We start from the raw sequence: 23,895 nt of genomic DNA, 5'->3' as shown, positions 1-23,895 counted from the left end.
AAAATTAGTTAAAATGTAGGATATTTTGTGTTATTAAGTTAGCACTTGACTTAACTTTAGTTGTTACTTAGACTGCTAAAGTGGAATTTTAATTTTTTTTACGAGGACAATTATGCATTATAAAAAGTTTTTTTCAGCAGCCGCTTTAGCAACGTTGCTAAGTTTATCAAACTCTGCTTTTTCAGATCCTGTTGGTCCAATAAGTGATGAAGAAACTAGCTACTACGTTCGTTTGCAATACAACGGTGAAATTTTACCTCTTTTCACAAAAGTTGATGGTATGACCTATAAGAAAGACAATAGTGATTACAGTCCATTAAAAGCGTCTTTTATAGCTGGTGGTGGTGCGTTTGGTTACAAAATGGACGACATCAGGGTTGATGTTGAAGGAGTTTATTCATACCTAAACAAAAATGATGTTACAGATGCAAAATTTACGCCAGATACTATTGCAGACAGTTTAACAGCAATTTCAGGACTAGTTAACGTTTATTACGATATAGCAATTGAAGATATGCCTATCACTCCATATATTGGTGTTGGCGTTGGTGCAGCGTATATTAGCACACCTTTGGCAACTGCTGTGAGTAGTCAAAATGATAAATTTGCTTTTGCTGGTCAAGCAAGAGCTGGTGTTAGTTACGATGTAACTCCAGAAGTCAAACTTTACGCTGGAGCTCGCTATTTCGGTTCTTATGGTGCTAACTTTGATAAAACTGACAAAGACGGCAAAGGGGAACTCAAAGTTCTTTACAGCACTGTTGGTGCAGAAGCTGGAGTAGCGTTTAATTTCTAGTCTATCTCAATCTTGTTATCCCAGTGGGTTTTTTCTTGTCATCCAAGTAGCATGACACTGGGATCTAGAAAAAAGAAATGTGGATTCCAGTGTCAAGGCACTGGAATAACACTATTTGCTATGTGTTTAAGCTATAACGTTTACCATTGTACTGGTAGAATATCATCTAAAGTTACATGATGTTATCCAATTAGCTAACACTGCGGCCTACTGTCTCCAAGAAATTAGATGGAAAATTTGTACTTTTTTCAAATCAAAGCTTGAATTTTTGCTGGAAAATCAATATATTATATGCATGAAGTTTTAATTTAAGTTGTTATGTTGACCTCAATGGCAAACTTATGTGTCGATAGCAGAACCAATCTCATGCAATATATTGCTAGGGTGCAAAAATTTCCTATGCTGTCTCAAGAGGAAGAGGTACGATTAGCAAAAAATTGGAACCAATATAAGGATGTTTCTTCTGCTCATAAATTGATTACCAGCCATTTGAATTTGGTAGTGAAAATTGCAATGAAATTCAAAAATTATGGACTATTGTTGATGGACCTGGTCATGGAAGGAAATATGGGTTTAATGCATGCAGTGAAAAAGTTTAATCCTGATTTAGGGTTTCGTTTTTCAACTTATGCGGTGTGGTGGATTGAAGCTTCAATAAAAGACTTTATATTGAAATCTTGGTCGTTTGTGAAAATAGGCACAACGCAAGCACAAAGAAGATTGTTTTTTAGTTTACGTAAAATAAAAAAAAGAATTTTACAGTATACAAACAGGGAAACCTTAAATAATGAAGAAATAAAAGCAATATCTAATGAGCTTTCTGTATCCGAAGGAGACGTTCTGCAGATGAATTACCGTATGGCTTGTAAGGATCAGTCGCTAAACGATTGCATAAAAATAGGTGATGACTCTAAAAGGGAGCTACAAGATATGATCCCATGTAACTTGGTTAGTCAAGAAGTAACCTATCAGAATCATGAAGAAAAAGAATTAAAAGAAACAATTTTAAACAATGCACTAGCGAGCCTCAACGAAAGGGCAAGAGACATTTTTATCAGTAGATATTTGTCTGAAAACATTCAAACTCTGGATGAACTTAGTAAAAAATATTGTGTTTCAAGAGAAAGAATAAGGCAGTTGGCTGAGCAGGCGATGGCTAAGGTAAAACAATATATACAATCTGAAAGTTTGAAATTTGGTTTGCATGCGTAGTTTTTTTATATTTCTAATATTTTTTTCGATAGGCGCTTTTGCATCGGTTAGTGATGTACAATTGAAGGAAAAATATAAAGATTGGCTCGTGTATACTGCATTGGAAGATGGAGAGAAAGTATGTTATATTGTATCCTATCCTAAAAAAAAAAGCGAATATTATACAACCAATCGCAAGCCGTATGTAATGGTTAGTTATGTTGATAAAAAAGCAGATGAGGTAAGCGTTACCTCTGGTTTTCAGTATGATAAGGAGCCTGTAGCTCTCAATATCGACAAAAAAATTAAATATACACTGCCCATAATACAGGGAAGTTTTGCGTGGGCAGAGCATACAAAAATAGATCAAGATCTCATTCTAAAAATGAAGCAGGGATTATCAATGGTAGTTAATGGAAAAACAAAAACAGTGACCATTGATGATACTTATTCCCTACTTGGTTTTCAAAAAGCGTATCAAAAAATGCATGATTTATGCCATACAAAGTAAATTATTGTAACAGAATAGGTAATTTTCCAGTTGTAGTATAAAACAGACTGCCCTTTCGATAAATAGCACTTTACTTTATATGGGATGTGGATATCATTTAAAATATATTTTTGAGAGTTAGCAATGTCAGAGGTTGCAGGTGTAGATACAGAAATCAAAAAGCAAAATTCTGTGTGCGAGCAGATGCGTTTTAGCGTGAGCCGCACAAGTCTTTTAAATACATTATCCAGAGTAAGTGGAGTGGTTGAAAGGCGTAATGCAATAGATGTTTTGGCGTGTATAAATATCAAAGCACAACACGGCAGCATAAAATTAATGGCAACTGATCTTGACATTTCAATGTTTGCCTCACTTGCTGCAACCGTATTAACAGAAGGAGAAGTAAAAATTTCAGCGCATACTTTACATGACATAGTGAAGAAGTTACCCGCTGATTTGGATGTCAATTTTGAAGTAAACAACCAAGGAAAATTATTGATGTCTTGCGGAAATGCAAACTTTTCTTTACCGAATGTAGTTTCAAGCAGCTTTCCTGCTCTTGAAGAAGACAATTATAAACATGATTGTACTCTACTAAATACAGACCTGATAGACTTATTAACTAAAACAAAATTTGCTGTATCACTAGATGATACAAGGTATAATTTAAATGGAATATATCTACATACAGATGAGCAATTTCTGTACTGCGTTGCAACTGATGGCCATCGTTTATCATGTATAAAGAGGCCAAAGCCTGGGAACATCAATGGCGAATTTGGTGTGATCATTCCACGTAAAACTGTTATGGAGCTGTTAAAAATATTGGACGATTGTAATGAAATTAAAGTAAAACTCTCAGACAGAAAAATCAAGTTTACATGCGGTGAATATATTCTAATATCAAAATTAATAGATGGAACTTTTCCAAATTATAAAGCAGTTATTCCAGCATCTCAAGATAAGCATATGATTATTGAAAGTAAAAAACTTTCAGACGTTATAGATCGAGTTTCCGTTGTTGTATCTGATAAAGTAAAATCTATTAAATTCTCACTACAAGAAAAGCTGCTAACTCTGCATTCAAACTCCCAAGAGTGCAGTGATGCAACTGAATCCATAGAAGTGGACTACAATGAAGCCCCTATAGAAATAGGGTTCAACTCGCGTTATTTACTTGATGTTCTATCCTGCATAAAAAATAAATGTAAGTTTAGCTTAGCCGATGGTAATAGTGCTACAATTATCACTGATGAAGACGATTCAAGTGCATTATATGTAGTAATGCCAATGAGAACTTAAACCCGTCATCTCGCTGCTTGTTAGCGGAATCTGGAGATACCGTGGCGGTATGGCACTTATTTCACTAGCTTTTATTAAATTAGTAATCTATCTTTACCAAATATAAGCCAAAAGGTGGTGCAGTAACTCCAGCGGCACTTCTTTTGCATTGGTTTAATATATTTAGCATTTCTTGCGGATTGGTTCTATTTTTTCCAAATTCAACTAAAGTACCCACAATAATCCTCACTTGGTTATGTAAAAAGGAAATAGCAGATATTTTGATGTGTATATGATTCCCATTTTGTATTATATCGATATCATCAATTGTTCTTATCGGATTTGCGGCTTGACAATCTTTTGAACGGAAACTTGAAAGGTCATGTTTTCCAAGTAGATGTTTAGCAGCTTCACGCATAATATTTACATCAAGTGGGCTAAACACTTGCCATACATAACCCGTCTCCAGAGCGGCAGGAGCATAGCGATTAACTATTCTATATTCGTAATATCTTTTTTTTGCTGAAAACCGTGCGTGAAACGCATCATCTACAACTTCTGCATTAAGCACGACTATAGGAATTGATTTTAAATGATAGTTTATTGCATTCCTTATTCTATAAAGCTCAAATTCCTTTTCCATATCAAAATGAGCAACTTGTCCTAAAGCATGAACTCCTGCATCAGTCCTGCCACCACAGTACAAAGTAACTTTCTCACCACTAAAATTAAATATAGCATTTTCTATCTTCTCCTGGATTGAGTTAGCAGAGTGTTGCTGTTTTTGCCAACCAGAGAAATTACTACCATTATATTCTACCGTTATTTTGTATCGCACTGCATTACATCAAGCTCTATCTAAAATAGTCATTTTCTATCTTAACATAATTTATGGTCAAGCCTACAGTGCTGCCACTTCCATAAAGTAGTTCGTCCAATCTTAAATCTTGCTGCCACTGCTTCTCTGCTTTCTCCTTCGTCTAGCGCTTCCATTGCTTTTTTTCTTAAATCATAACTATATGCTGCTGGCATTCAACCTCCTTATCATTATCTATCCTTATCACATCCGGACTTCTATGAAAAGAGCTATAAGAGGTTGTCCGGAAACAAGTAAAAGGCTATAATATCTGAAATTTTAGTACGGGGTAAAGATGAGAAAAAAGTATCCAACAGATCTAAGCGAAAGGGAATGGGCAAGAATAGAAAAACACTTCAGAGTATCATACAAGAAAGGAGGAAGGCCGCCAAAGTATAGCAAAAGAGAAATATTAGAAGCAATTTTCTATGTATTGCGTACAGGGTGTCAATGGCGGTATTTACCAAATGATTTTCCGCTATGGAAGACTGTGTATGAGCAGTTCAGGCAATGGAAGAAGCAGGGAATTTTTGAGAAAATGAATTATGAAATTACAAAATATAGTAGAAGAAAAATAGGAAGGAATGAGCAGCCGAGTGCCTGTATAGTAGATAGTCAATCTGTAAAGACTACAGAAAAGGGGGGATCAAAGGCTATGATGGAAGTAAAAAAGTAAAGGGTAGAAAAAGGCATATAATTACAGACACTCAGGGTTTTATACTAGGTTGTTACGTAGGCGCTGCTAACGAAAATGATAGAGATGGTATTAAAATAGCATTAAACAATATGAGAACAAAATATACTAAAGTTAAAAAAATGTGGGCTGACATGGGATACCAAGGAAGAAATTTAAAGAATCACATAAAGGAAGAATATGACATAGATATTGAAATTGTTACAAGGCCTCCATGTAGATTTTGGGTGCACAAAGATACGCCACCTGAGCTACTACCAACAAGAGAACAAGGGTTTAAAGTACAGCCAAGAAGATGGGTTGTAGAAAGGACTTTTGCTTGGGTTAATAGGAATAGAAGGCTATCGAAGGAGTATGATTTACTCACAACATCCACTGAGAATTTCATATACCTAGCTATGAGTAGGGTTATGTTAAAGAGGGAATATGCTTGAATTTACTAGTTTCCGGACAACCTCTGATACCAATTCCCATTACAGGGCAAACAGATGGACAATGATGGAAGAAAAGCCATACTGAAGTAAGTAAAATAGCGAGGTTTAAATGGCATTAAGATCAAAATTATTGGATGAAAAAGTAGTAGAATCAGCAAAAGAAATGCTGAAGAAAGTAAGGAATAATGCATATGTTTCAAAAAAACTAAATGCTGTAATTGCAGCAAAAAAGTACAGTATAACGGCTGTAGCAAAAATATATTGCATTTCAAGAAGCGCACTAACTTCGTGGGTAAAACTCTTGAAAATTGGCAGAGAAGAAAAACTGTTTGCTCCTTCACAACGTCGTAGAAAAACTAAATTAAATCAGGCTCAACTACAGCAAATTGAAGAGTGGATAGAAGAAAATCCTAATATCACCATTAAAGAAATGAGAATAAGAATCCAGGAAAAGTTCGGATTAAATATCAGCAAATCTACAGTACACCGCCATATGCAAAAGATGAAATTCTCATATATTACACCAAGACCAGTTCATAATGGACAAGATAAAAGCAAACAAGAGGAATTCAAAAAAAAATCTCAATGGAGCTATTAGCAAGTATCCAGAAAAAGAGCTATTTTTCTTTGATGAATCATGGTTTGGCACACATTCAAAAGTTGGACATGGGTGGTTTAAAAAGGGGATTAGAACACAGGTTAAAACAAAATTAGGTAGGCAAAATTTCTATCTCTATAGTGCAGTTAATCCTAGAAATCGAGAGAGTTCTAGCTTATTTGCACCAAATGTCAACACTGATTGCATGAACATATTTCTTGAGCAAATTTCGCAATATCTAGAAACACGAGAGGCTTTTCTCGTTATGGACTGTGCTAGTTGGCATAGGTCAAAAAATTTAAAGGTACCTAAAAATATCGACATTATATACCTACCTCCATACTCACCTGAGCTAAATCCTGTTGAGAGGCTTTGGTTATATATAAAACAGAACATTTTGCGCAATAAAATATACGATACAATTGCTCTACTTGAGGGTGCTTTGTGCAAATTTATTACTTCTCTTGCCAGCTCCACAATTAAACAACTCTGCAATGTTTCCTATTTGACTGGACAACAATGAGAATTGGTATTACTATGCTCTTTTATAAAAAAATATTTTACTCTTTTTGACTGGCCAGGGCTTTTTTTTAAATGTCTCTTTCCCTTGTTACTTTTGCTAACTCTTTCTGTAAATCAAATCTCTCTTTGTCGTAAGGAGCCATGTTACCTCTACCTGGAAATGCATCTGCTGCCGACTTTTTTTCGTTGTGTTTCTTTATCCATTTTCCTAATAAACCACCCTTTATTCCTAAATCCTTTGCTGTTTTTGTAATTGTTTGACCTACCTTTCTTTGTTCATTTGCCAGCTTAACAGCTTCCAATTTGAATTCTGCCGTATATTCTCTTGCCATTTCTAATCCTCCAAAATTTTATTTTACCCAAAAAAACTCTTTTCTTTCTCTCCACTTTTTCTGGGTAAGGTCAGTCTTTAGGCACCCAAACAAAGGGAAATGCTGGATAAAAAGAAAATACTTTAAAAAGTATAATAACGATAACTGGCGTTTTATGACAAGTAACAAGATACATCTTATTATACACAGCGATCATGATATTAAACGACATATCAAAGTGCAAAAAACCAGATCTCCATATGATGGTGATTGGGTATATTGGGGTAAACGTCTGAGAAAAATACCAGATAAGCCATTAAGAGTAATAAAACTATTGAAGTTACAACAAAGTAAATGTGATAATTGTAGACTATGGTTTAAAAGTGATGATACAATAGAAATACATCACAAAGACCGGAATAGACGAAACAACATGATCAAAAACTTATCTTTGTTACATGGACATTGTCACGATGAATTACACAGGAGGTGTGCATGAAAAGCACCAAATTGGAGAGAAGCCGTATGAGGCGCAAAGTCTCACGTACGGTTTTGAAGTCGAGTGAGGAGGGGCGACCTTCTTCACTTAGACAACAATATGCAGATGAAACTACGGAAGAAGACTTAAGGAAAATAGCAGAAAAAGCACCAATAATAAAGTTAGCCTACGATGAATTAGACAGGTTTAGCTGGAATGAAAAAGATTTAGTAGCATATGAAGAAAGAATAATGGATCTGCGGAAAGAAGAAGGCATCCTCGCTAAAAAACTTGATGAGGGAAAGATTGAAGTAGCAAAAAACCTACTTAAGGCTGACATCTCTATTGATATTATCTCTCAGACAACCGGCCTTCCTCAAGCTGAGATTAAACGACTTCAGGAAGAAATCACCTAAAAGGCTAATGATCAACGAAAAAATTGTAAGAGAGAACTTAAAAAAAGTCATAGAGCAAAAAAGCGGTAAAGATGTGACCGCTCTTGGCATAATATCCTCAATTATTATTAAAGGTCAAGATGTTGGTTTTGTGCTTGAAGTTGCCGGTAACACGCAAGCAAATGAAGAATTAAGAAAAAATTGTGAGCAAGCTGTTAAAGCTATACCGGGGGTGACAAAAGTGACCGTGGTTGCTACTGGTCAAAAACAAACTGGGCAACAAAAAGCTAAATTACATATCGAAGGAGTGAAAAATATAATCGTTGTAGCCTCTGGTAAAGGCGGTGTGGGCAAGTCCACAGTTGCGCTAAATCTTGCTCTCTCATTAGCAAAGTTGAAACATAAAGTTGCGCTGGTTGATGCAGATATATATGGTCCTTCAATTCCTAAAATGCTTGGCGCTGAAAAATTAAAGCCAGAAATACAGGATAGTAAAGCAATGCCTATAGAAAAGTATGGACTGCATACTATTTCAATTGGCTATTTTATCGATAAAGATCGTGCAGCAATATGGCGCGGACCTATGATTACAAAAGCACTTTATAGTCTGCTAATGGGAACAAAATGGTCCGATATAGAGTATTTGATAATTGATACACCACCTGGAACTGGCGATGTGCATTTAAGTCTTATGGAAAATTTTAACTTAACTGGGGCGATAATAGTTTCAACTCCACAGGAGCTCTCTTTAATCGATGCTCGCAAAATTTATGATATGTTTACAAAGCTCAGCGTACCGGTTATTGGCATTGTAGAAAATATGAGTTATTTCATTCAAAGCGGCTCAAAAATATACATATTTGGAAAAGACGGTGCAAAAAAAATGTCTGAGGAGCTGGGCATCAAACTTCTAGGCAGAGTTCCTCTAGATCCACAAATATGCCATGCTTCTGATTGCGGAAATCCTTTAATGCTAAGTGAGGATTTGGCAGAGATTTATGAAGACATTGCTCAAAGTATAGTTAAACAATAGAATAAGCGTGAGAAACATGCGAATCAAAGTCCTCTTTTGTTAGTTACAAAATAGACTGCTTGCATAACCATTATTTACATGAAAAATTAGCAGCTTTTGTCATTCCAGCGCGTGACGCTGGAATCCAGAAAAAAAGAAGAATGGATCCCAGTGGGCTTTGTTGCATCGCTACTTATGAAAGGCTAACTATAATTAGGATTATAAGCAACTTATTGAAAATCTTGTTTTTTTGCAATCAATCTGATCAAATTTAAGAATAGTAATTTGTTATTTATATTAATAAATTTAATTCTATTGAAAATAGCTAAAGCATTGAAATTCTTGAATTTTAGCCGGATTAGTGAGTGGTAGTGAAATTTCTTTTACTCAAATTTAGGTATTCATTGACCGTTCTTGTTATAAATACCAGAATAATAAGCTACTGATATTCTCCACCTTTTTTATCTTTAATCCATCATAGCTAGCGATGCAATAAAGCCATCCCAGTGTCAAGCACTGGGATGACACCTTTATGTTTGAGGCAAAACCGGCCATAGCATTTAACACACTGCCTTCGCAAAATGTTCGTACAGTTGTTCGTTACGTGCTGGAATGACAAGGTGGAGTGTCTTTAGATGTCATCCAAGTAGCTGACACTGGGATCTAAAAAATTTAATTTATATATAAAGTTTGTTTAAACTATTTTCAAAACAGATAAAATATAATTTTACAATTAGCGTAAATAAAATGAATTATGATGTAATCATTTCAGGTGGTGGGTTACTTGGTCTTATTACTGCCATTGGCCTCAGTTGTGACTCTGTGTCTGTAGCTGTGATTGAAAAAAATAGTCTACCACGTGTAGTAGATGATAATCGAGCATTTGCTATTTCTCAAGGCTCGAAAAAAATATTGGAAAAGTTAGGGATTTGGCAGTTTGTGGAAAGTGAAGCTGAGCCAATACTTGATATATGCATATTAGATGCGGTTACTGTGCATTACAATCATAAAATGGTTAGCGAAGAGCCAATGGGTTATGTTATCAACAATGCTACTATATGGAATGCAATCAACAATAATTTTCTAAATAAACTGAATATATACTCTCCACATTCCTATAAAACAATTGCTTGTGATTCAGGATATGTGGAAGTGATTCTTGATAATAACCAGGAATTAATATCATCGCTACTTATCTGCGCTGAAGGCAAAAACTCTAAATTACCAGAGTTATTTTCTATACCGACAGTGAAATTTGACTATAAACAAAGTAGCATAGTATTTAATGTAAAGCATGAACTGCATCACCAAAACTTAGCTGTAGAGCGTTTTTTTCCTGGCGGTCCATTTGCAATTCTACCGATAAAGGATGGCTATACTTCTTCGATAGTTTGGACAGAAAAATCTGGAATTTCAAAAATGCTAATGGATCTGTCTGAAGAAGAATTTATTATAGAGCTTAAAAAAAGATTTGGTTCTTATTTAGGAAAGATAAAACTAGAGGGTGAAAGAAAACTTTATCCTTTAAGTTTTGTTTTCGCAAAAAAGTTATATAAGGGTAGAGTTTTGCTTATCGGAGATGCAGCACATTCAATTCATCCAGTTGCAGGTCAAGGGCTTAATCTTGGAATTAGAGATGTAGAAAGTATTATAAAGCACGTAGTTGCCGCAAAAGCATCTGGTATTGATGTTGGCAGTAGTTATTTATTAAAGAAAATTTCACGTAACAGATACTTTGATAATTTTACAATGGCGCTTGCAACTGATGGATTAAATAGGATGTTTTCCAACAGAATATTCTGCGCTAAAGCACTAAGAAATCTTGGCTTGATTGCAGTTGAAAATTCAAATTTCCTCAAAAAACGCTTCATTCGGCATGCTATGGGATTTATATAAATCACTATTTTATAGTTAATGCAAGTCAGGTTTCCCACGTCATACCGCCGCGGTATCTTGGCCGCTAACACGTAGCGGGATGACGAATGTATCTGTTTAGCAGTTGTGTTAAAAGTCAATAGAAAAATTGATGTAGCTGTGGATAAGTACTTTTATCTGTATAAACGTGCTTATCCACAGCTATACTGGCTCTTAGATAGAAACAGACAGAGAGTTATATTCCTCAGTAAAAACCCTGTCATCTCTGACTAAAGAGTTAGCAAGAATAAGCAATTTCCTCATGGCAGCAGTGGAAGCAATTTTATATGGCTTTTTATATTGACTATATAATCTAGTAAAGAAAGGTTTGATATAGGAATTAGGGGGGGAGGGGGGGATGTATGGTCCCAGAGTGTGATGGTATGATAAAATATGAGAAAACAATACCATCAAAGGAGGAATTATGGGACAAATATTACATGGGTGCGCCAAAACAACAGAGACAATTCGTAGAGCAATACAAAATAGTAAAGAGAGCATAGCAAAACTCTCCAGGTACTATAACCTTAATCCAAAAACTATCATTAAATGGAGAAAACGGTCTTTTGCCAAAGACGCTGATATGGGTCCGAAGCATGCAAGATCAACTGTTTTAACTTTAGAAGAGGAGGCTGTAATTGTTGCATTTCGTAAGCATACTCTATTGCCATTAGATGATTGTCTCTACGCTTTGCAAACCTCAATCCCACACTTGACTCGCTCTAGTCTACATCGTTGCTTACAGAGGCACAGCATTAGCAGACTACCAGATGTTGATGGCGAAGTTAAACCAAAAAAGAAATTCAAACAATATCCTATAGGCTATTTCCATATTGATATTGCAGAAGTCAGAACAGAAGAAGGAAAGTTATATTTGTTTGTTGCAATAGATAGAACATCCAAATTTACGTATGTTGAGTTGCATAAAAGTGCTACAAAACCTATAGCTGCTGAGTTTCTACGTAATTTGATTAAAATTTTACCATATAAAATCCACACTATTTTGACAGATAACAGTGTACAATTTACCAACCAAAAACGCCATAAATACGCTTTTCAACATATATTTGATAGAGCTTGTGAAGAAAATGACATTGAACACCGTCTAACAAAAGTTAGCCATCCTTGGACAAATGGGCAAGTTGAGCGTATGAACAAAACTTTAAAGAATGCCACTGTTAAGAAGTATTACTATCAGTCTCACCAGCAACTCAAAGAGCATCTTTATGACTTTGTTATGGCCTACAATTATGCTAAAAGACTCAAAACTCTTAAGGGTCTTACACCTTTTGAGTTTATATCTTTACAGTGGACAAAATCTCCTGAATTGTTCATACTAAATCCACACCATCACACTCTGGGACCATACATTTCCTGTGTTTCGTAATATTATACAATCAAATTGATAAAAGGTATCCGTTCAGCGGAGTGGCAGAATAAGGTAGACAAGGTGATCTAAAAAGATAATCATAGAGCAAAAGTGAAATAATATGGTAAACCTTTTAGAACTTTGCAAAAATTTACAGCAAAAAATAGAAAGGTTAGAAGCAAAAATAGAAAGATTGGAAAAAGAGAATGAAAGTTTAAAAGCAGAAAATAAGGCTTTAAAGATAGAAAATGCTGAGTTAAGAGAAAGACTCGGTTTAAGCTCAAAAAATTCATCAATACCAAGTTCCAAAGAGTTGTATAAAATAAAAAAGAATAAGCCGAAAAGCGAAAGGAATATTGGCGGTCAGGTTGGTCATAAAGGAAGTTTTCGCGCCAACATGGATGCAGATAAAGTAGTAAAGATAGAGTTGCCTAATACTTGCGAATGCGGAGGAGAAATTGCAATATGTGAAAAACCATATATTCATCAGAAAGTTGATCTTCCAGAAATCAAGCCTTATGTAGTGGAATATCAGTTAGAACATGGCCGTTGTCGGAGATGCGGAAAGAGAAGAAGTAGCAAGTTACCGGAAGGTGTTACGCCAGATACATTTGGTCCAAGGGTTAAGTCAATAATTGCAGCGTTCAGCGGATTCTACAAAAATTCAAAACGCGAAATAGCGAGTGTCGTAAATGATATCTTCAATTTGAACATAAGCGTCGGTAGCATATCAAATAGTGAACATAGAGTTGCTTCAAAATGCAAAAAAATGTATGAGCAGATCGAACAAGAGATAAGTAGGAGTAAAGTTCTACATATTGATGAAACGAGCCATTATAACAAAGGTAAACTCGCTTGGTGTTGGATGTTTGCAAGCAATACGGCAAGTTTTGTAAAATTTACAGAGTCAAGAGGAATGAAAGTTTTACAAAATAGTAAATTCTGCAATCGCAATAGCTTGGTAATAACTGACAGGTATGCAGCATACAATTATTTTGCCGATAAAAACAGGCAAATCTGTTGGGCACATTTATCAAGAGATTTTGAAAGATTAGCACATAGTTGGAATATTGAAGTTAAAGTTCTGGGTTGTTACTTGAGAAACGTGGCCACTGAATTATTTGCACTAAAAAAAGCTTTACTAAAAAGTGAGATAGATGTTTTGAGGTTTGTCAGACGTGCCAGAAAATTAAGAAAACGTACAAAGTATTACTTGAAGGAGATATCTCGTTTACCTGAAGCAATTGGAGCCTCTCGAGTTGCAAAAAATGTTCTGAGATCTGAAAGAATGATGTGGAAATTTTTAGATGACCCAGAAAATATTCCGCTGACAAATAACCACGCTGAACGGCAAATTCGGCATTATGTCGTTTATCGCAAAAACTCATATTTTACACAATCAAAGCGGGGAAATACATTCCTTGAGCGGATAATTTCATTATACTTAACTTGGAAACAAAGGGGTCTCAATCCTTTCCAAAATCTCCTATCTATTGTTTCTTAAACCACTCTCCTGAACGGATACGATAAAAGCTGTATTATCTCCTTGCAGCATTAAGTGTATATTTTTTGCTATTTTTTCCACTAAGGGAGTAACATTATCAAAATTTGAAAATTTTGATAACACATAATCTGCTAAGCTTCTTTGATCTTCAGGTCTACCCACTCCAAATCTCAAGCGCCAATAATCGTTGCCAATAAAACTATCTATGGATTTAAGTCCATTATGTCCAGCAGAGCTACCACCTTTCTTTATTTTTATTCTTCCAAGTTCCAAATCAGCGTCATCGTGTATGACAACGATATTATCTAGCGATAATTTGTAAAAGTTTCGTATTTTTGCAACAGGGATGCCTGAATTATTCATAAATGAATAAGGCTTTATTAACATGATTTTATTATCATTAATTATGCCAGAGGTTATCAGATAATCGGCTTTTTTAGAGAACAACTGAAAACCCCAATATTTGCAGATTGCATCAACGGTGATGAAGCCGATATTATGATGAGTTAACTCATATTGACTACCAGGGTTACCAAGCCCAACTATCAGGTGCACTATTCCTCTGTTTCTGCTTGAGGTTCTTCAACGTCACTATCGGCAGCAGAAATTGTAACAATGGTAAAATTTTCTTCTTCATGGGCTACAAACTTAACACCTTCTGGTAATTTTACATCATTAATATGTATAGACTGGCCAATCATTTTACCGGATAAATCAACTTCAATAACCTGAGGTATTTTATCAGGAGAGCATTTAACAGCAATAGAACGACACAAAACATTAAGCACTCCACCTAACTTGATCCCTGGGGCTTTACTTTCATTCACAAATGATAGAGGTATGTCTATTTTAATTTCACTGCCTTTATCAACAAATTGAAAATCAACATGTTGCACAGTATCCTTTACTACATGCAATTGGATATCGCGAACAAGAGCATATTCCTTTTTGCCCGAAATATTCAGCTCTATCAAATGTGCAGAAAGAGAACCTGATTTATATTGCTTCGTGAATTCCTTTGCAGACAATGTCAAATTTACATTATCATGGCCCTTTCCATATATTATTCCAGGGATGTTTCCTTTCTTCCTTAGAGAATGCACCGCTTTTGTTTTTGTCACGTTACGTAACTCTGCATTAATTGTTACTATTTCCTGTTGCGTCATCGATTACTCCTATTCAGCTAATCCTTTTAATATAATTTAATAATAATATAACATAAAAATATTTATTTCAAACTTCATTCTTTCATACTAATTGTTTGTGAAAGGATTTATTTAGATATATATTTAAACTTATTTAACAAGAACTATGGGCATTGACGATAAAGTAGTTTTTAGGATTTATAAACCAACAAGAACTGCAACACAATCTGGTTTAGGTAATACAAATTTCTGGCACCTAAAAATTGAATCTGGCTCCTACTACATTGAACCTTTGATGGGGTGGGTTGGCTCAAAAGATCCCAAAAAACAGATTGTATTAAAGTTTGATTCTCTTGAAAAAGCAGTATTCTACGCAAAAAAATGCAACGTTAAATACATAATTGAAATGCCAAAAAATGTTAAGAGGCTGCCAAAATCTTACGCAAGCAATTTCATACTAAAGTAAGGTTTATTGTGGTGTGCTTATCTGTAAAAGATAAAGCTTAGGTATCCGTTCAGCGGAGTGGCAGAATAAGGTAGACAAGGTGATCTAAAAAGATAATCATAGAGCAAAAGTGAAATAATATGGTAAACCTTTTAGAACTTTGCAAAAATTTACAGCAAAAAATAGAAAGGTTAGAAGCAAAAATAGAAAGATTGGAAAAAGAGAATGAAAGTTTAAAAGCAGAAAATAAGGCTTTAAAGATAGAAAATGCTGAGTTAAGAGAAAGACTCGGTTTAAGCTCAAAAAATTCATCAATACCAAGTTCCAAAGAGTTGTATAAAATAAAAAAGAATAAGCCGAAAAGCGAAAGGAATATTGGCGGTCAGGTTGGTCATAAAGGAAGTTTTCGCGCCAACATGGATGCAGATAAAGTAGTAAAGATAGAGTTGCCTAATACTTGCGAATGCGGAGGAGAAATTGCAATATGTGAAAAACCATATATTCATCAGAAAGTTGATCTTCCAGAAATCAAGCCTTATGTAGTGGAATATCAGTTAGAACATGGCCGTTGTCGGAGATGCGGAAAGAGAAGAAGTAGCAAGTTACCGGAAGGTGTTACGCCAGATACATTTGGTCCAAGGGTTAAGTCAATAATTGCAGCGTTCAGCGGATTCTACAAAAATTCAAAACGCGAAATAGCGAGTGTCGTAAATGATATCTTCAATTTGAACATAAGCGTCGGTAGCATATCAAATAGTGAACATAGAGTTGCTTCAAAATGCAAAAAAATGTATGAGCAGATCGAACAAGAGATAAGTAGGAGTAAAGTTCTACATATTGATGAAACGAGCCATTATAACAAAGGTAAACTCGCTTGGTGTTGGATGTTTGCAAGCAATACGGCAAGTTTTGTAAAATTTACAGAGTCAAGAGGAATGAAAGTTTTACAAAATAGTAAATTCTGCAATCGCAATAGCTTGGTAATAACTGACAGGTATGCAGCATACAATTATTTTGCCGATAAAAACAGGCAAATCTGTTGGGCACATTTATCAAGAGATTTTGAAAGATTAGCACATAGTTGGAATATTGAAGTTAAAGTTCTGGGTTGTTACTTGAGAAACGTGGCCACTGAATTATTTGCACTAAAAAAAGCTTTACTAAAAAGTGAGATAGATGTTTTGAGGTTTGTCAGACGTGCCAGAAAATTAAGAAAACGTACAAAGTATTACTTGAAGGAGATATCTCGTTTACCTGAAGCAATTGGAGCCTCTCGAGTTGCAAAAAATGTTCTGAGATCTGAAAGAATGATGTGGAAATTTTTAGATGACCCAGAAAATATTCCGCTGACAAATAACCACGCTGAACGGCAAATTCGGCATTATGTCGTTTATCGCAAAAACTCATATTTTACACAATCAAAGCGGGGAAATACATTCCTTGAGCGGATAATTTCATTATACTTAACTTGGAAACAAAGGGGTCTCAATCCTTTCCAAAATCTCCTATCTATTGTTTCTTAAACCACTCTCCTGAACGGATACAAGCTTAGTATAACCAATTTAACTCTGGGTTTTAAGTTGTGCTAACACACTGCGGCCATTTAAAGAGTCAAGATTTTTAACCTGGCTAGCCAGTATTAAAGAGTTATTTTTCAGGTATTTCTTTACAAGGCTTGCAAGTCTTTTTGGATTATTCAAATAGCTCCATTCTGCTTGTAAAACTTTTATATCACTTTGCACTAAATTAATTTCACTTTTTATTTTTATTAGCTCTCTATTTAACGACTGAACATGTAATTTTACCTTAAATAATCCTACAATGCTAAGAAAAAACACAGCTATTGAGATGATGCAGAAAGTTCTCACGACAACCTCTGTATAGCTCTTAGTTTTGCTGAGCGTGAACGCGGATTTGCACTTACTTCTTCTATACTTGCTTCGATCACTTTTTTATTTAGCAGAGAGAATGTCTTGCAATCAGTAGCACATAAATCTTTAAAAAAAGTTTTGACTATACGATCTTCTAAGGAATGAAAGGTGACGACAATTAATTTGCCATTCTCACTTAAAATCTCAGATGCAGCTTTAATACCCTTTTCAAGTTCTCCCAGCTCATCGTTTACCCATATTCTGATTGCCTGAAATGTTCTGGTTGCAGGATCAATTTTGCTTTTTCCACGAAATACCACGGAACGTACAATATCCGCAAGCTCAAATGTAGTTTTGATAGTTTTCTTCTTCCGTGCATTTATTATTGCTCTTGCAATTTTGCGAGAATGACGTTCGCCTCCGTAGTTATATATAGTATTTGCGATTTCTTCTTCGCGTAAAGCGTTAACAAACGTTGAAGCGTTTATATAAGAAGAGTTATCCATGCTCATATCGAGTGGACCATCATGTAAAAATGAGAACCCTCTATCTCCGTTATCAAGCTGCATAGATGAAACTCCGATGTCAAAGACCACTCCATCCACCCCGTTTGATGTCATTCCAGCGCGTGACCAGTTATTTTTTCCAGTATCAAGTACTGGGATGACAGGAGATGGCTCAACGCTGCTTAGTATACTTTTAATATTACTAAACTTCTCAATGAATAGTTTTATTCTATCTGGATATCTAACGCTTAAATCATCATAAAACTTAGTTACCGTTTCATCTCTATCAATTGCATATACTTTGCAATCAGCTGACTCCAATATTGCTTTGCTATACCCTCCAGCTCCAAATGTGGCGTCCACGTATATGCCACCATCCTGCGGTGATAGTAGTGATAGCATCTCTTTTAACAAAACTGGAGTGTGTGTCATAGTGCTCCATCAAGAGACTCTGTGCATACAAATAAAAATAGCTTCCCACTAAAACATATGGAAATATATAGGCAATAATATAAAAATACTTGAATATAGTCAATGATATAAAAATATTAAGATTTAATAAGATACCATTATTAGTATAATGTTCAAATTTTTCTATTATATAAAAAAAAGTAATGTATATTACTAAATACTAAACAAACTATAGAAGATTATGCAGCAAATAACAAAAGCAATATTCTCGAGTTTGATTTGTAACACTTTATTGTGGTATGACCACATGCTTTTTGGCCACTTAATAAACATAATAGGTGGTGTGTTTTTTCCATCAGATGATCAACTAACCAGCGTATTGAAAGCTTTTGGAGTGTTTGCAGTGGGTTTCTTAATGAGACCAATCGGCGCTGCTATATTTGGTCACATTGGTGATAAGCATGGCAGAAGAGTTGCCTTATTGCTCTCGATTATATTAATGACTTTATCAACCGTATTAATTGCTTTTGTTCCAGGTTATCAAAGCATTGGAATACTAGCGTCAATGCTGGTAGTGTGTTTAAGATTATTGCAGGGTATATCTCTTGGAGGAGAAGCAGGAAATGCACCATTTTTAATAGAACATGCTCCTAAAAACAAAAAAGGATTTTTTGGCAGCATTGAAGTATTAAGCGCAATTTTTGGTTCAGTATTAAGCCTGATAGCGGTACTCATATGCAAAAAAGTATCTGATTTTGAATCTTGGGGGTGGAGATTACCTTTCATTTTCAGTTTAGCAATGGGATTAATTAGCATATATATGAGATATATACTTGATGAAAGCCCAGAGTATAAAAGACAAAAAAATCCGTCTAAATTGCCACTAAAAGAGTTATTAAACAATTACAAAAAGCCTGTTCTAATATCAATAGGTATTGACTTGGTTGAAAATGCGTCTCTCTATATATATTTGGTATTTTTCAATGTGCTTACGAATAAAATATTAACAGTAAATACTCATTTTAATCATATAGTGGAAATACTGAGTCAAATTGCGCTCGGAGGATTGACAATATTGTTTGCAATACTTTCTGATAAGGTAGGAAGAGAAAAAGTTATGAAATTTGCATTTATAGCTTTTGTAATAGTGAGTTATCCAGTTTTTTCAATGTTATGTAGTGGCAATTACTTGCTGGCACACATTCTTTTTATAATTCCAATAGCTGCATCGCTTGGTCCTGTCAGTGCACTTATGTGCGAATTATTTCCAACAAAGGTTCGGTACAGTGGATTTGGTTTATCAAGAAATATAGCTGCTGGATTTTTTGGCGGCCTTGCACCATTTATATGCACAACAATTATCAAGGTTACAGGACAAGAGACTTCAGCTAGTTTTTACATGATTTTCTGTGCATTAATTGGGCTAGTTGCTATATCGCAAATTAAGGGTGAGCTTTCTTCAAAATTACCCAAAGTAAACCAAGTATAGTTGCAGTATAGCAGAATTTAAAAAAATCTAATTATAAGGCGGGAAGTGCCAATTTTTAGGTGATAATGTGAATATTTCAGCACCATCTTTTGTTACTCCGAGCGTATGTTCAAATTGAGCAGAAAGTGAAAGATCGCGTGTTGTCACTGTCCAATCATCGAGTTTACTGAGCAGAGTCTCATGTTTTCCAGCATTAATCATTGGCTCTATTGTAAAGAACATACCTTCCTTCAAGACGAGATTTTCATCTTGATCATAGAAATGCACTACATTTGGTGGAGCATGAAAGACTTTTCCTATACCATGTCCGCAGTAGCTGCGTACGATAGAATATCCAAAATCTCTAATATATTTCTCTATAGCAAGCCCTATTTCATTTAACTTATTGCCGGGCTTAACTTGTTTGATTGCTTCCATCAATGCATGATAAGTAGCGTCACACAAGCGTTTTGCTTTTATTGATGGCTTGCCAACCCAAAACATGCGACTTGTATCACCATGCCAGCCATTTAAAATCACCGTGACATCAATATTTAAAATATCTCCATCTTTAAGTGGTTTATTATCGGGAACACCATGGCACACAACTGCATTTTTTGAAGTGCAAATCGATTTTGGATACCCCCTATAGTTTAGTGGTGCTGGAATTGCACCTGCATTAATTATAAAATCATGACATAGATCATTTAACTCATTAGTTGTCACCCCTACCTTTACGTACGGTGCAATGAAATCAAGAGTTTCAGCAGCAAGCCTGCCAGCCTTGCGCATAAATTCAAAATCTTCTTGTGAGTGTATAGTTATGTTCATATTTTCCATGTCTTATTGTAATTGGTACGCTTACTCGCAAGTACATAAACATAATAATTTTACATATTATAAAAATAAGTCCTATGGATCCTAGTGTCAAGTCATTTGTATGAAAGGTGGTAAAACAGAAATCTAGACTGTAACTTTTGATTTAACCCAATTATACAATTTACTCATTTTACCATCCTGACCTAAAATACCAGAATTATTTTTATAAAAAGTGTCAACTATTAGCTTTATAGAGCCTATAGCAGCAGAAAATACAGGATTTTTATCATATTCGCCATCAAGACCGCTACAAGACTCAGGGCACCCAATTCGAACTTGCTTATTGAATATATAGCCTGCAATTTCCTTCATGCTTGTGAGTTGACTAGTTCCACCTGTGATCACTACTTTATTAATTGGATCTTTCTGCTCTTGAAATTGCTCTCTTACCATTTCAAGTATTTCTTCAACTCTTGGTCTTATGATGTTAATAAGCTCAGATTTGAATACTTGAGTAGGTTCATCATTTTCGTTGTTTTGCATTGTAATGTACTCATTCTCATCTATTGAAGTTACGATAGTGCTGCCATACAGTATTTTTATATACTCTGCACGTTCTATGCTTGTGCATAGCCCGTAAGCAATATCTCGAGTGATATGAACACCACCAATTGGAACGCTGCTTGCATACACAAGTTTCCCTCTTTTGAAAATTCCAATTGCAGTGCACCCACCGCCTATATCAACAATAGCAGTCCCGAGCTCTTTTTCATCTCCACTCAGACAGGCAAGACCTGCAGAATATGCAGAAGCAATACAACCTGCCATATTTAATCCACCATTATTGGTAATACAGTTTTCAATATTGGTAAGCGCTGGACGCGAAGCAGTGACAACATTAACATCAGCAGATAGTCTTTTTCCGTACAATCCACCAACTTCTTTTATGTCAGTCATGTCATCTAAGTGATATTTTAGTGGTATATTGTGAATGATAACATTGTCTTCAATATATTTCTCAAATGTTTGAAAAACTACACGTCTTATATCACGCTCAGAAATCTCATGGTTAGCTGCAATAATTTCATTATGTACATTGAAAGATGAGATGCCACATCCAGCAATGTTCACATATATCTGATCTATGGTTTCTTCTGATACTTGTTCAGCTAAACCTATAGTTGATGAGATGGAGTAATTTGCGTGTTTTACATTAGTTATTGATCCACCGTTTACACCTTCTGCAATCTTATAACCCGTTCCTGTTACTTTATAGCTGAAGTTGCTATTTATCTTAACGATTAGACAAATAATCTTTGTTGTACCTATGTCTAAAACAGCAAAAACGTTTCTCTTTGGTTTTGCTATTACTGCAGAGTACATTAGTTAACCTTATTACGCAATTTCATTTAAATTGTAGCTTTCTTTAATAATTTATATTTCTATTATAGATATAGCAACATTTTAATATACACTAAATTCTGGACAAAAGGAAAAGCAAAACATAGAATTATAATTTTTATGTCCATATTACCAATTGTAATTGCCCCTGATGAAAGACTAATCACACGTGCCAGTGAAGTAACAGATATAAACGATAAAATTAAAGAATTAGTAAACGACATGTTCGAAACTATGTATGGTGCAGAAGGTCTTGGCCTTGCTGCAGTGCAAGTTGGAGTGTTAAAGAGAATTTTTGTTGTGGATGTTCAGCTAGAAACAATTGAAAATGAGCCAGCAGGATATGAATCAATTGGCAAATTTTGCATGATTAATCCAGAAATTACGGAATTATCTGATGAACAAGTGACTCTCAAGGAAGGGTGCCTTTCAATTCCAGAGCAAAGCTATGAAATTAAGCGTCCAAAGTATTTAACTGTGAAATACAGAGACTTAAATAACGAAGAACAGACGCTAAAAGCTAGTGGTTGGCTTGCAAGGTGTATTCAGCATGAATTAGATCACTTAAACGGCATATTATATATTAGACATTTATCTAAATTAAAGTATGATATGGCCATGAAAAAAGCACAAAAGGTTAAAAAGCATTATGAGCAATAAAGACCTAGAATTATTAAAATTTTACCATGAAGTGGGCGTTGATTGCACACTAATGGAGGGTGAAGAGGAAAAAAAGCTGGAGAGCAAAGAGAGTGTACAACCCTCTGTTATCCAAACTGGGACCAAGAAGAAAGATGCAGATATGCGCTGGGATGACACTAAAGATGGAAAAGACATGTTTCCAAGTGACTGGATAATCGAAGCAAGGAAACTTGCAAGCAAATGTAATAGTGTGGATGAACTAAGAAGTGTAGTGAAGTCATTTGAAGGTTGTGAAATAAAAAAAACTGCAACTAATACTGTCTTTTCCGATGGTAATCCAAACGCAAAAGTTATGCTCGTTGGTGAAGCTCCAGGAGCAAATGAAGACCTTCAAGGCATACCATTTTGTGGTGCAAGTGGAATGTTGCTCGATAAAATGTTAAATGCAATCAATCTTGATCGCACTAAGGTATACATAAGCAATACTGTATTTTGGCGTCCACCTGGCAATAGAAAGCCAACCGACCTAGAGCTTGATATGTGCAGACCATTTGTCGAAAAACACGTTGCACTAGTTTCACCACAAATTTTAATTTTGGTCGGGGGAATCGCATGTTATAGCCTTCTTGACAGCACAAAAACTATATCGAATTTGCGTGGCAGATTTCATACGTACACTAACCAATATTTGTCCAATTCAATCACCACAGCCGCTATATTTCATCCAGCTTACCTACTTCGCCAACCGGCACAAAAACGTTTAGCCTGGGAGGACTTGAAGAAGATTAGGGAGTATCTTGATAACACCAATAACTGCACAAATACCTAATAAAGTGGTAGACCTCTTGCATAGTTTTTTGCAGCATGTTAACAATCGTTAGAAACGAAAAAACTTACTTGACACCCTTCGCCAGCGCCCTTATCATGATAGTGAAGCTATTGTATTTGCTTTCGCCAATCTGCAGATTAAAAGGTAAGGATTACTTAATGTATCGGCGTCTTATGTTCAATTTTTTGCAGTATATAGATACTGTATGTCTTTACAAAACTTCATCTACATCTAGATTTTTATCTAAATAAGCTGAACGCGCTTATAAAGCGTTACAAGACATCAAAAAATGCCAATACTCGACAGAGATAGTAAAAGACTAGCTAACTCGGGGATTCTTTGTCTTTTTTTCTGCTTAGTAAATTTCTTAAACATTTGCAGCGTAAGTTAGTTGCAATTAAAAGCAGCTGAATTTCGCTTGTCAAGCGTTTAAAACATAAAAAACGCCAATATTTTAAAGCGGATAATAACCCCAGGGCTTCTTTTGCCTTTTTTTCCGCTTGGTAAATTTCT

Annotated in this window: 26 protein-coding genes and 1 pseudogene; 17 read left to right on the top strand and 10 right to left on the bottom strand. The window is 35.2% G+C overall.

All coding sequences use genetic code 11. The features are described 5' to 3' along the window. Positions 1-112 precede the first annotated feature (112 nt). The 4 genes from AAGD51_RS04490 to dnaN all read left to right on the top strand — a co-directional run bounded on the left by AAGD51_RS04490 (position 113) and on the right by dnaN (position 3,779). On the top strand, positions 113-796 hold the full coding sequence (locus AAGD51_RS04490) for a P44/Msp2 family outer membrane protein (protein WP_236514701.1): 684 nt from the start codon (positions 113-115) through the stop codon (positions 794-796). A gap of 318 nt (positions 797-1,114) precedes the next feature. Further along, positions 1,115-2,008, top strand: a complete 894-nt coding sequence (locus tag AAGD51_RS04485; RefSeq protein WP_010963019.1) for an RNA polymerase factor sigma-32 — start codon at positions 1,115-1,117, stop codon at positions 2,006-2,008. Next, positions 2,001-2,498, top strand: coding sequence for an invasion associated locus B family protein (locus AAGD51_RS04480; RefSeq protein WP_006279310.1), 498 nt, complete (start codon positions 2,001-2,003; stop codon positions 2,496-2,498). The genes AAGD51_RS04485 and AAGD51_RS04480 overlap by 8 nt, the downstream gene beginning before the upstream one ends. Before the next feature lie 123 nt (positions 2,499-2,621). Further along, positions 2,622-3,779, top strand: coding sequence for a DNA polymerase III subunit beta (gene dnaN, locus AAGD51_RS04475; protein WP_236514700.1), 1,158 nt, complete (start codon positions 2,622-2,624; stop codon positions 3,777-3,779). A gap of 79 nt (positions 3,780-3,858) precedes the next feature. Here dnaN and truA read toward each other — a convergent pair whose 3' ends face one another. Together truA and AAGD51_RS04465 are read right to left on the bottom strand one after the other, a co-directional pair. Continuing rightward, positions 3,859-4,596 (bottom strand): tRNA pseudouridine(38-40) synthase TruA, encoded by a 738-nt coding sequence (gene truA / locus AAGD51_RS04470; RefSeq protein WP_010963021.1) that lies wholly within the window; start codon positions 4,594-4,596, stop codon positions 3,859-3,861. 71 nt (positions 4,597-4,667) lie between these two features. Continuing rightward, a pseudogene (locus tag AAGD51_RS04465) lies at positions 4,668-4,790 on the bottom strand (IS630 transposase-related protein); the annotation flags it as partial. Between the two features lie 119 nt (positions 4,791-4,909). Between AAGD51_RS04465 and AAGD51_RS04460 the strand changes: the two are divergent. Further along, positions 4,910-5,742 (top strand): IS5-like element ISWpi1 family transposase gene (locus tag AAGD51_RS04460; protein ID WP_236514306.1). Its coding sequence is split into 2 segments (ribosomal slippage): positions 4,910-5,279 and positions 5,279-5,742, totalling 834 coding nucleotides; the frame shifts between segments, so codons are not numbered across the junction. A gap of 109 nt (positions 5,743-5,851) precedes the next feature. Then, a protein-coding gene (locus AAGD51_RS04455) for an IS630 family transposase (protein WP_236514338.1) occupies positions 5,852-6,863 on the top strand; the annotation gives its coding sequence in 2 pieces (ribosomal slippage) (positions 5,852-6,313 and positions 6,315-6,863; 1,011 coding nt in all). Positions 6,864-6,930: 67 nt separating this feature from the next. Here AAGD51_RS04455 and AAGD51_RS04450 read toward each other — a convergent pair. Then, the gene (locus AAGD51_RS04450) at positions 6,931-7,194 is read right to left on the bottom strand and encodes a transposase (RefSeq protein WP_236515149.1); all 264 of its coding nucleotides are present in this window, start codon (positions 7,192-7,194) and stop codon (positions 6,931-6,933) included. Between the two features lie 154 nt (positions 7,195-7,348). On the opposite strand from AAGD51_RS04450, the gene AAGD51_RS04445 reads away from it, so the two are divergent. The 3 genes from AAGD51_RS04445 to AAGD51_RS04435 are packed head-to-tail and all read left to right on the top strand — an operon-like array spanning position 7,349 to position 9,079. Further along, positions 7,349-7,672, top strand: coding sequence for an HNH endonuclease (locus AAGD51_RS04445; protein ID WP_065095496.1), 324 nt, complete (start codon positions 7,349-7,351; stop codon positions 7,670-7,672). After that, positions 7,669-8,067: a hypothetical protein gene (locus tag AAGD51_RS04440; protein WP_077188486.1), complete on the top strand. Its 399-nt coding sequence runs from the start codon at positions 7,669-7,671 to the stop codon at positions 8,065-8,067. The genes AAGD51_RS04445 and AAGD51_RS04440 overlap by 4 nt, the downstream gene beginning before the upstream one ends. 7 nt (positions 8,068-8,074) lie before the next feature. After that, positions 8,075-9,079, top strand: coding sequence for an Mrp/NBP35 family ATP-binding protein (locus AAGD51_RS04435; RefSeq protein WP_236515147.1), 1,005 nt, complete (start codon positions 8,075-8,077; stop codon positions 9,077-9,079). A 396-nt stretch (positions 9,080-9,475) separates the two neighbouring features. Here the strand turns inward: AAGD51_RS04435 and AAGD51_RS04430 are convergent, their stop codons facing one another. Continuing rightward, positions 9,476-9,625: a hypothetical protein gene (locus AAGD51_RS04430; RefSeq protein WP_236515145.1), complete on the bottom strand. Its 150-nt coding sequence runs from the start codon at positions 9,623-9,625 to the stop codon at positions 9,476-9,478. 180 nt (positions 9,626-9,805) lie between these two features. On the opposite strand from AAGD51_RS04430, the gene ubiH reads away from it, so the two are divergent. The 3 genes from ubiH to AAGD51_RS04415 all read left to right on the top strand — a co-directional run bounded on the left by ubiH (position 9,806) and on the right by AAGD51_RS04415 (position 13,845). After that, the gene (gene ubiH / locus AAGD51_RS04425) at positions 9,806-10,954 is read left to right on the top strand and encodes a 2-octaprenyl-6-methoxyphenyl hydroxylase (RefSeq protein ID WP_077188488.1); all 1,149 of its coding nucleotides are present in this window, start codon (positions 9,806-9,808) and stop codon (positions 10,952-10,954) included. Positions 10,955-11,396: 442 nt separating this feature from the next. Next, positions 11,397-12,359 (top strand): IS481-like element ISWpi4 family transposase, encoded by a 963-nt coding sequence (locus AAGD51_RS04420; protein WP_236515143.1) that lies wholly within the window; start codon positions 11,397-11,399, stop codon positions 12,357-12,359. A 103-nt stretch (positions 12,360-12,462) separates the two neighbouring features. Continuing rightward, positions 12,463-13,845 (top strand): IS66-like element ISWen3 family transposase, encoded by a 1,383-nt coding sequence (locus AAGD51_RS04415; protein ID WP_007548562.1) that lies wholly within the window; start codon positions 12,463-12,465, stop codon positions 13,843-13,845. On the opposite strand, the gene pth is transcribed toward AAGD51_RS04415, so the two are convergent. Beyond that, positions 13,828-14,400, bottom strand: a complete 573-nt coding sequence (gene pth, locus AAGD51_RS04410; protein ID WP_341810382.1) for an aminoacyl-tRNA hydrolase — start codon at positions 14,398-14,400, stop codon at positions 13,828-13,830. The genes AAGD51_RS04415 and pth overlap by 18 nt on opposite strands. Then, entirely contained in the window at positions 14,400-15,011 is a 612-nt protein-coding gene (locus AAGD51_RS04405; RefSeq protein WP_006279687.1) for a 50S ribosomal protein L25/general stress protein Ctc, read from the bottom strand. Before AAGD51_RS04405 ends, pth begins: the two co-directional genes overlap by 1 nt. A gap of 145 nt (positions 15,012-15,156) precedes the next feature. On the opposite strand from AAGD51_RS04405, the gene AAGD51_RS04400 reads away from it, so the two are divergent. Beyond that, entirely contained in the window at positions 15,157-15,456 is a 300-nt protein-coding gene (locus AAGD51_RS04400) for an NADH dehydrogenase ubiquinone Fe-S protein 4 (RefSeq protein WP_006279686.1), read from the top strand. A gap of 119 nt (positions 15,457-15,575) precedes the next feature. Next, positions 15,576-16,958, top strand: coding sequence for an IS66-like element ISWen3 family transposase (locus AAGD51_RS04395; RefSeq protein ID WP_007548562.1), 1,383 nt, complete (start codon positions 15,576-15,578; stop codon positions 16,956-16,958). Between the two features lie 39 nt (positions 16,959-16,997). Here AAGD51_RS04395 and AAGD51_RS04390 read toward each other — a convergent pair whose 3' ends face one another. Both AAGD51_RS04390 and rsmH read right to left on the bottom strand, forming a co-directional pair. After that, the gene (locus AAGD51_RS04390; RefSeq protein WP_006279685.1) at positions 16,998-17,303 is read right to left on the bottom strand and encodes a hypothetical protein; all 306 of its coding nucleotides are present in this window, start codon (positions 17,301-17,303) and stop codon (positions 16,998-17,000) included. Beyond that, positions 17,300-18,244, bottom strand: a complete 945-nt coding sequence (gene rsmH, locus AAGD51_RS04385) for a 16S rRNA (cytosine(1402)-N(4))-methyltransferase RsmH (RefSeq protein ID WP_006279684.1) — start codon at positions 18,242-18,244, stop codon at positions 17,300-17,302. Before rsmH ends, AAGD51_RS04390 begins: the two co-directional genes overlap by 4 nt. Before the next feature lie 220 nt (positions 18,245-18,464). Here rsmH and AAGD51_RS04380 point away from each other — a divergent pair, with 220 nt between their 5' ends. Continuing rightward, positions 18,465-19,712, top strand: a complete 1,248-nt coding sequence (locus tag AAGD51_RS04380; RefSeq protein ID WP_236515141.1) for an MFS transporter — start codon at positions 18,465-18,467, stop codon at positions 19,710-19,712. Between the two features lie 27 nt (positions 19,713-19,739). Here AAGD51_RS04380 and map read toward each other — a convergent pair whose 3' ends face one another. Next, on the bottom strand, positions 19,740-20,522 hold the full coding sequence (gene map / locus AAGD51_RS04375; RefSeq protein ID WP_006279681.1) for a type I methionyl aminopeptidase: 783 nt from the start codon (positions 20,520-20,522) through the stop codon (positions 19,740-19,742). A 132-nt stretch (positions 20,523-20,654) separates the two neighbouring features. After that, a complete protein-coding gene (gene ftsA / locus AAGD51_RS04370; protein WP_006279680.1) occupies positions 20,655-21,893 on the bottom strand; it encodes a cell division protein FtsA in 1,239 nt (412 codons plus the stop codon). Positions 21,894-22,031: 138 nt separating this feature from the next. Between ftsA and def the strand changes: the two genes are divergently transcribed. Both def and AAGD51_RS04360 read left to right on the top strand, forming a co-directional pair. Further along, positions 22,032-22,571 (top strand): peptide deformylase, encoded by a 540-nt coding sequence (gene def / locus AAGD51_RS04365; RefSeq protein WP_236515139.1) that lies wholly within the window; start codon positions 22,032-22,034, stop codon positions 22,569-22,571. Further along, positions 22,561-23,382 (top strand): uracil-DNA glycosylase family protein, encoded by an 822-nt coding sequence (locus AAGD51_RS04360; protein WP_236515138.1) that lies wholly within the window; start codon positions 22,561-22,563, stop codon positions 23,380-23,382. Before def ends, AAGD51_RS04360 begins: the two co-directional genes overlap by 11 nt. Positions 23,383-23,895: the final 513 nt, after the last annotated feature.

The organism is Wolbachia endosymbiont (group A) of Volucella bombylans (genome assembly GCF_964026965.1).
GTDB classification, from domain to species: Bacteria; Pseudomonadota; Alphaproteobacteria; order Rickettsiales; family Anaplasmataceae; genus Wolbachia; species Wolbachia pipientis.
This window is presented reverse-complemented; position numbering and strand designations above follow the sequence as displayed.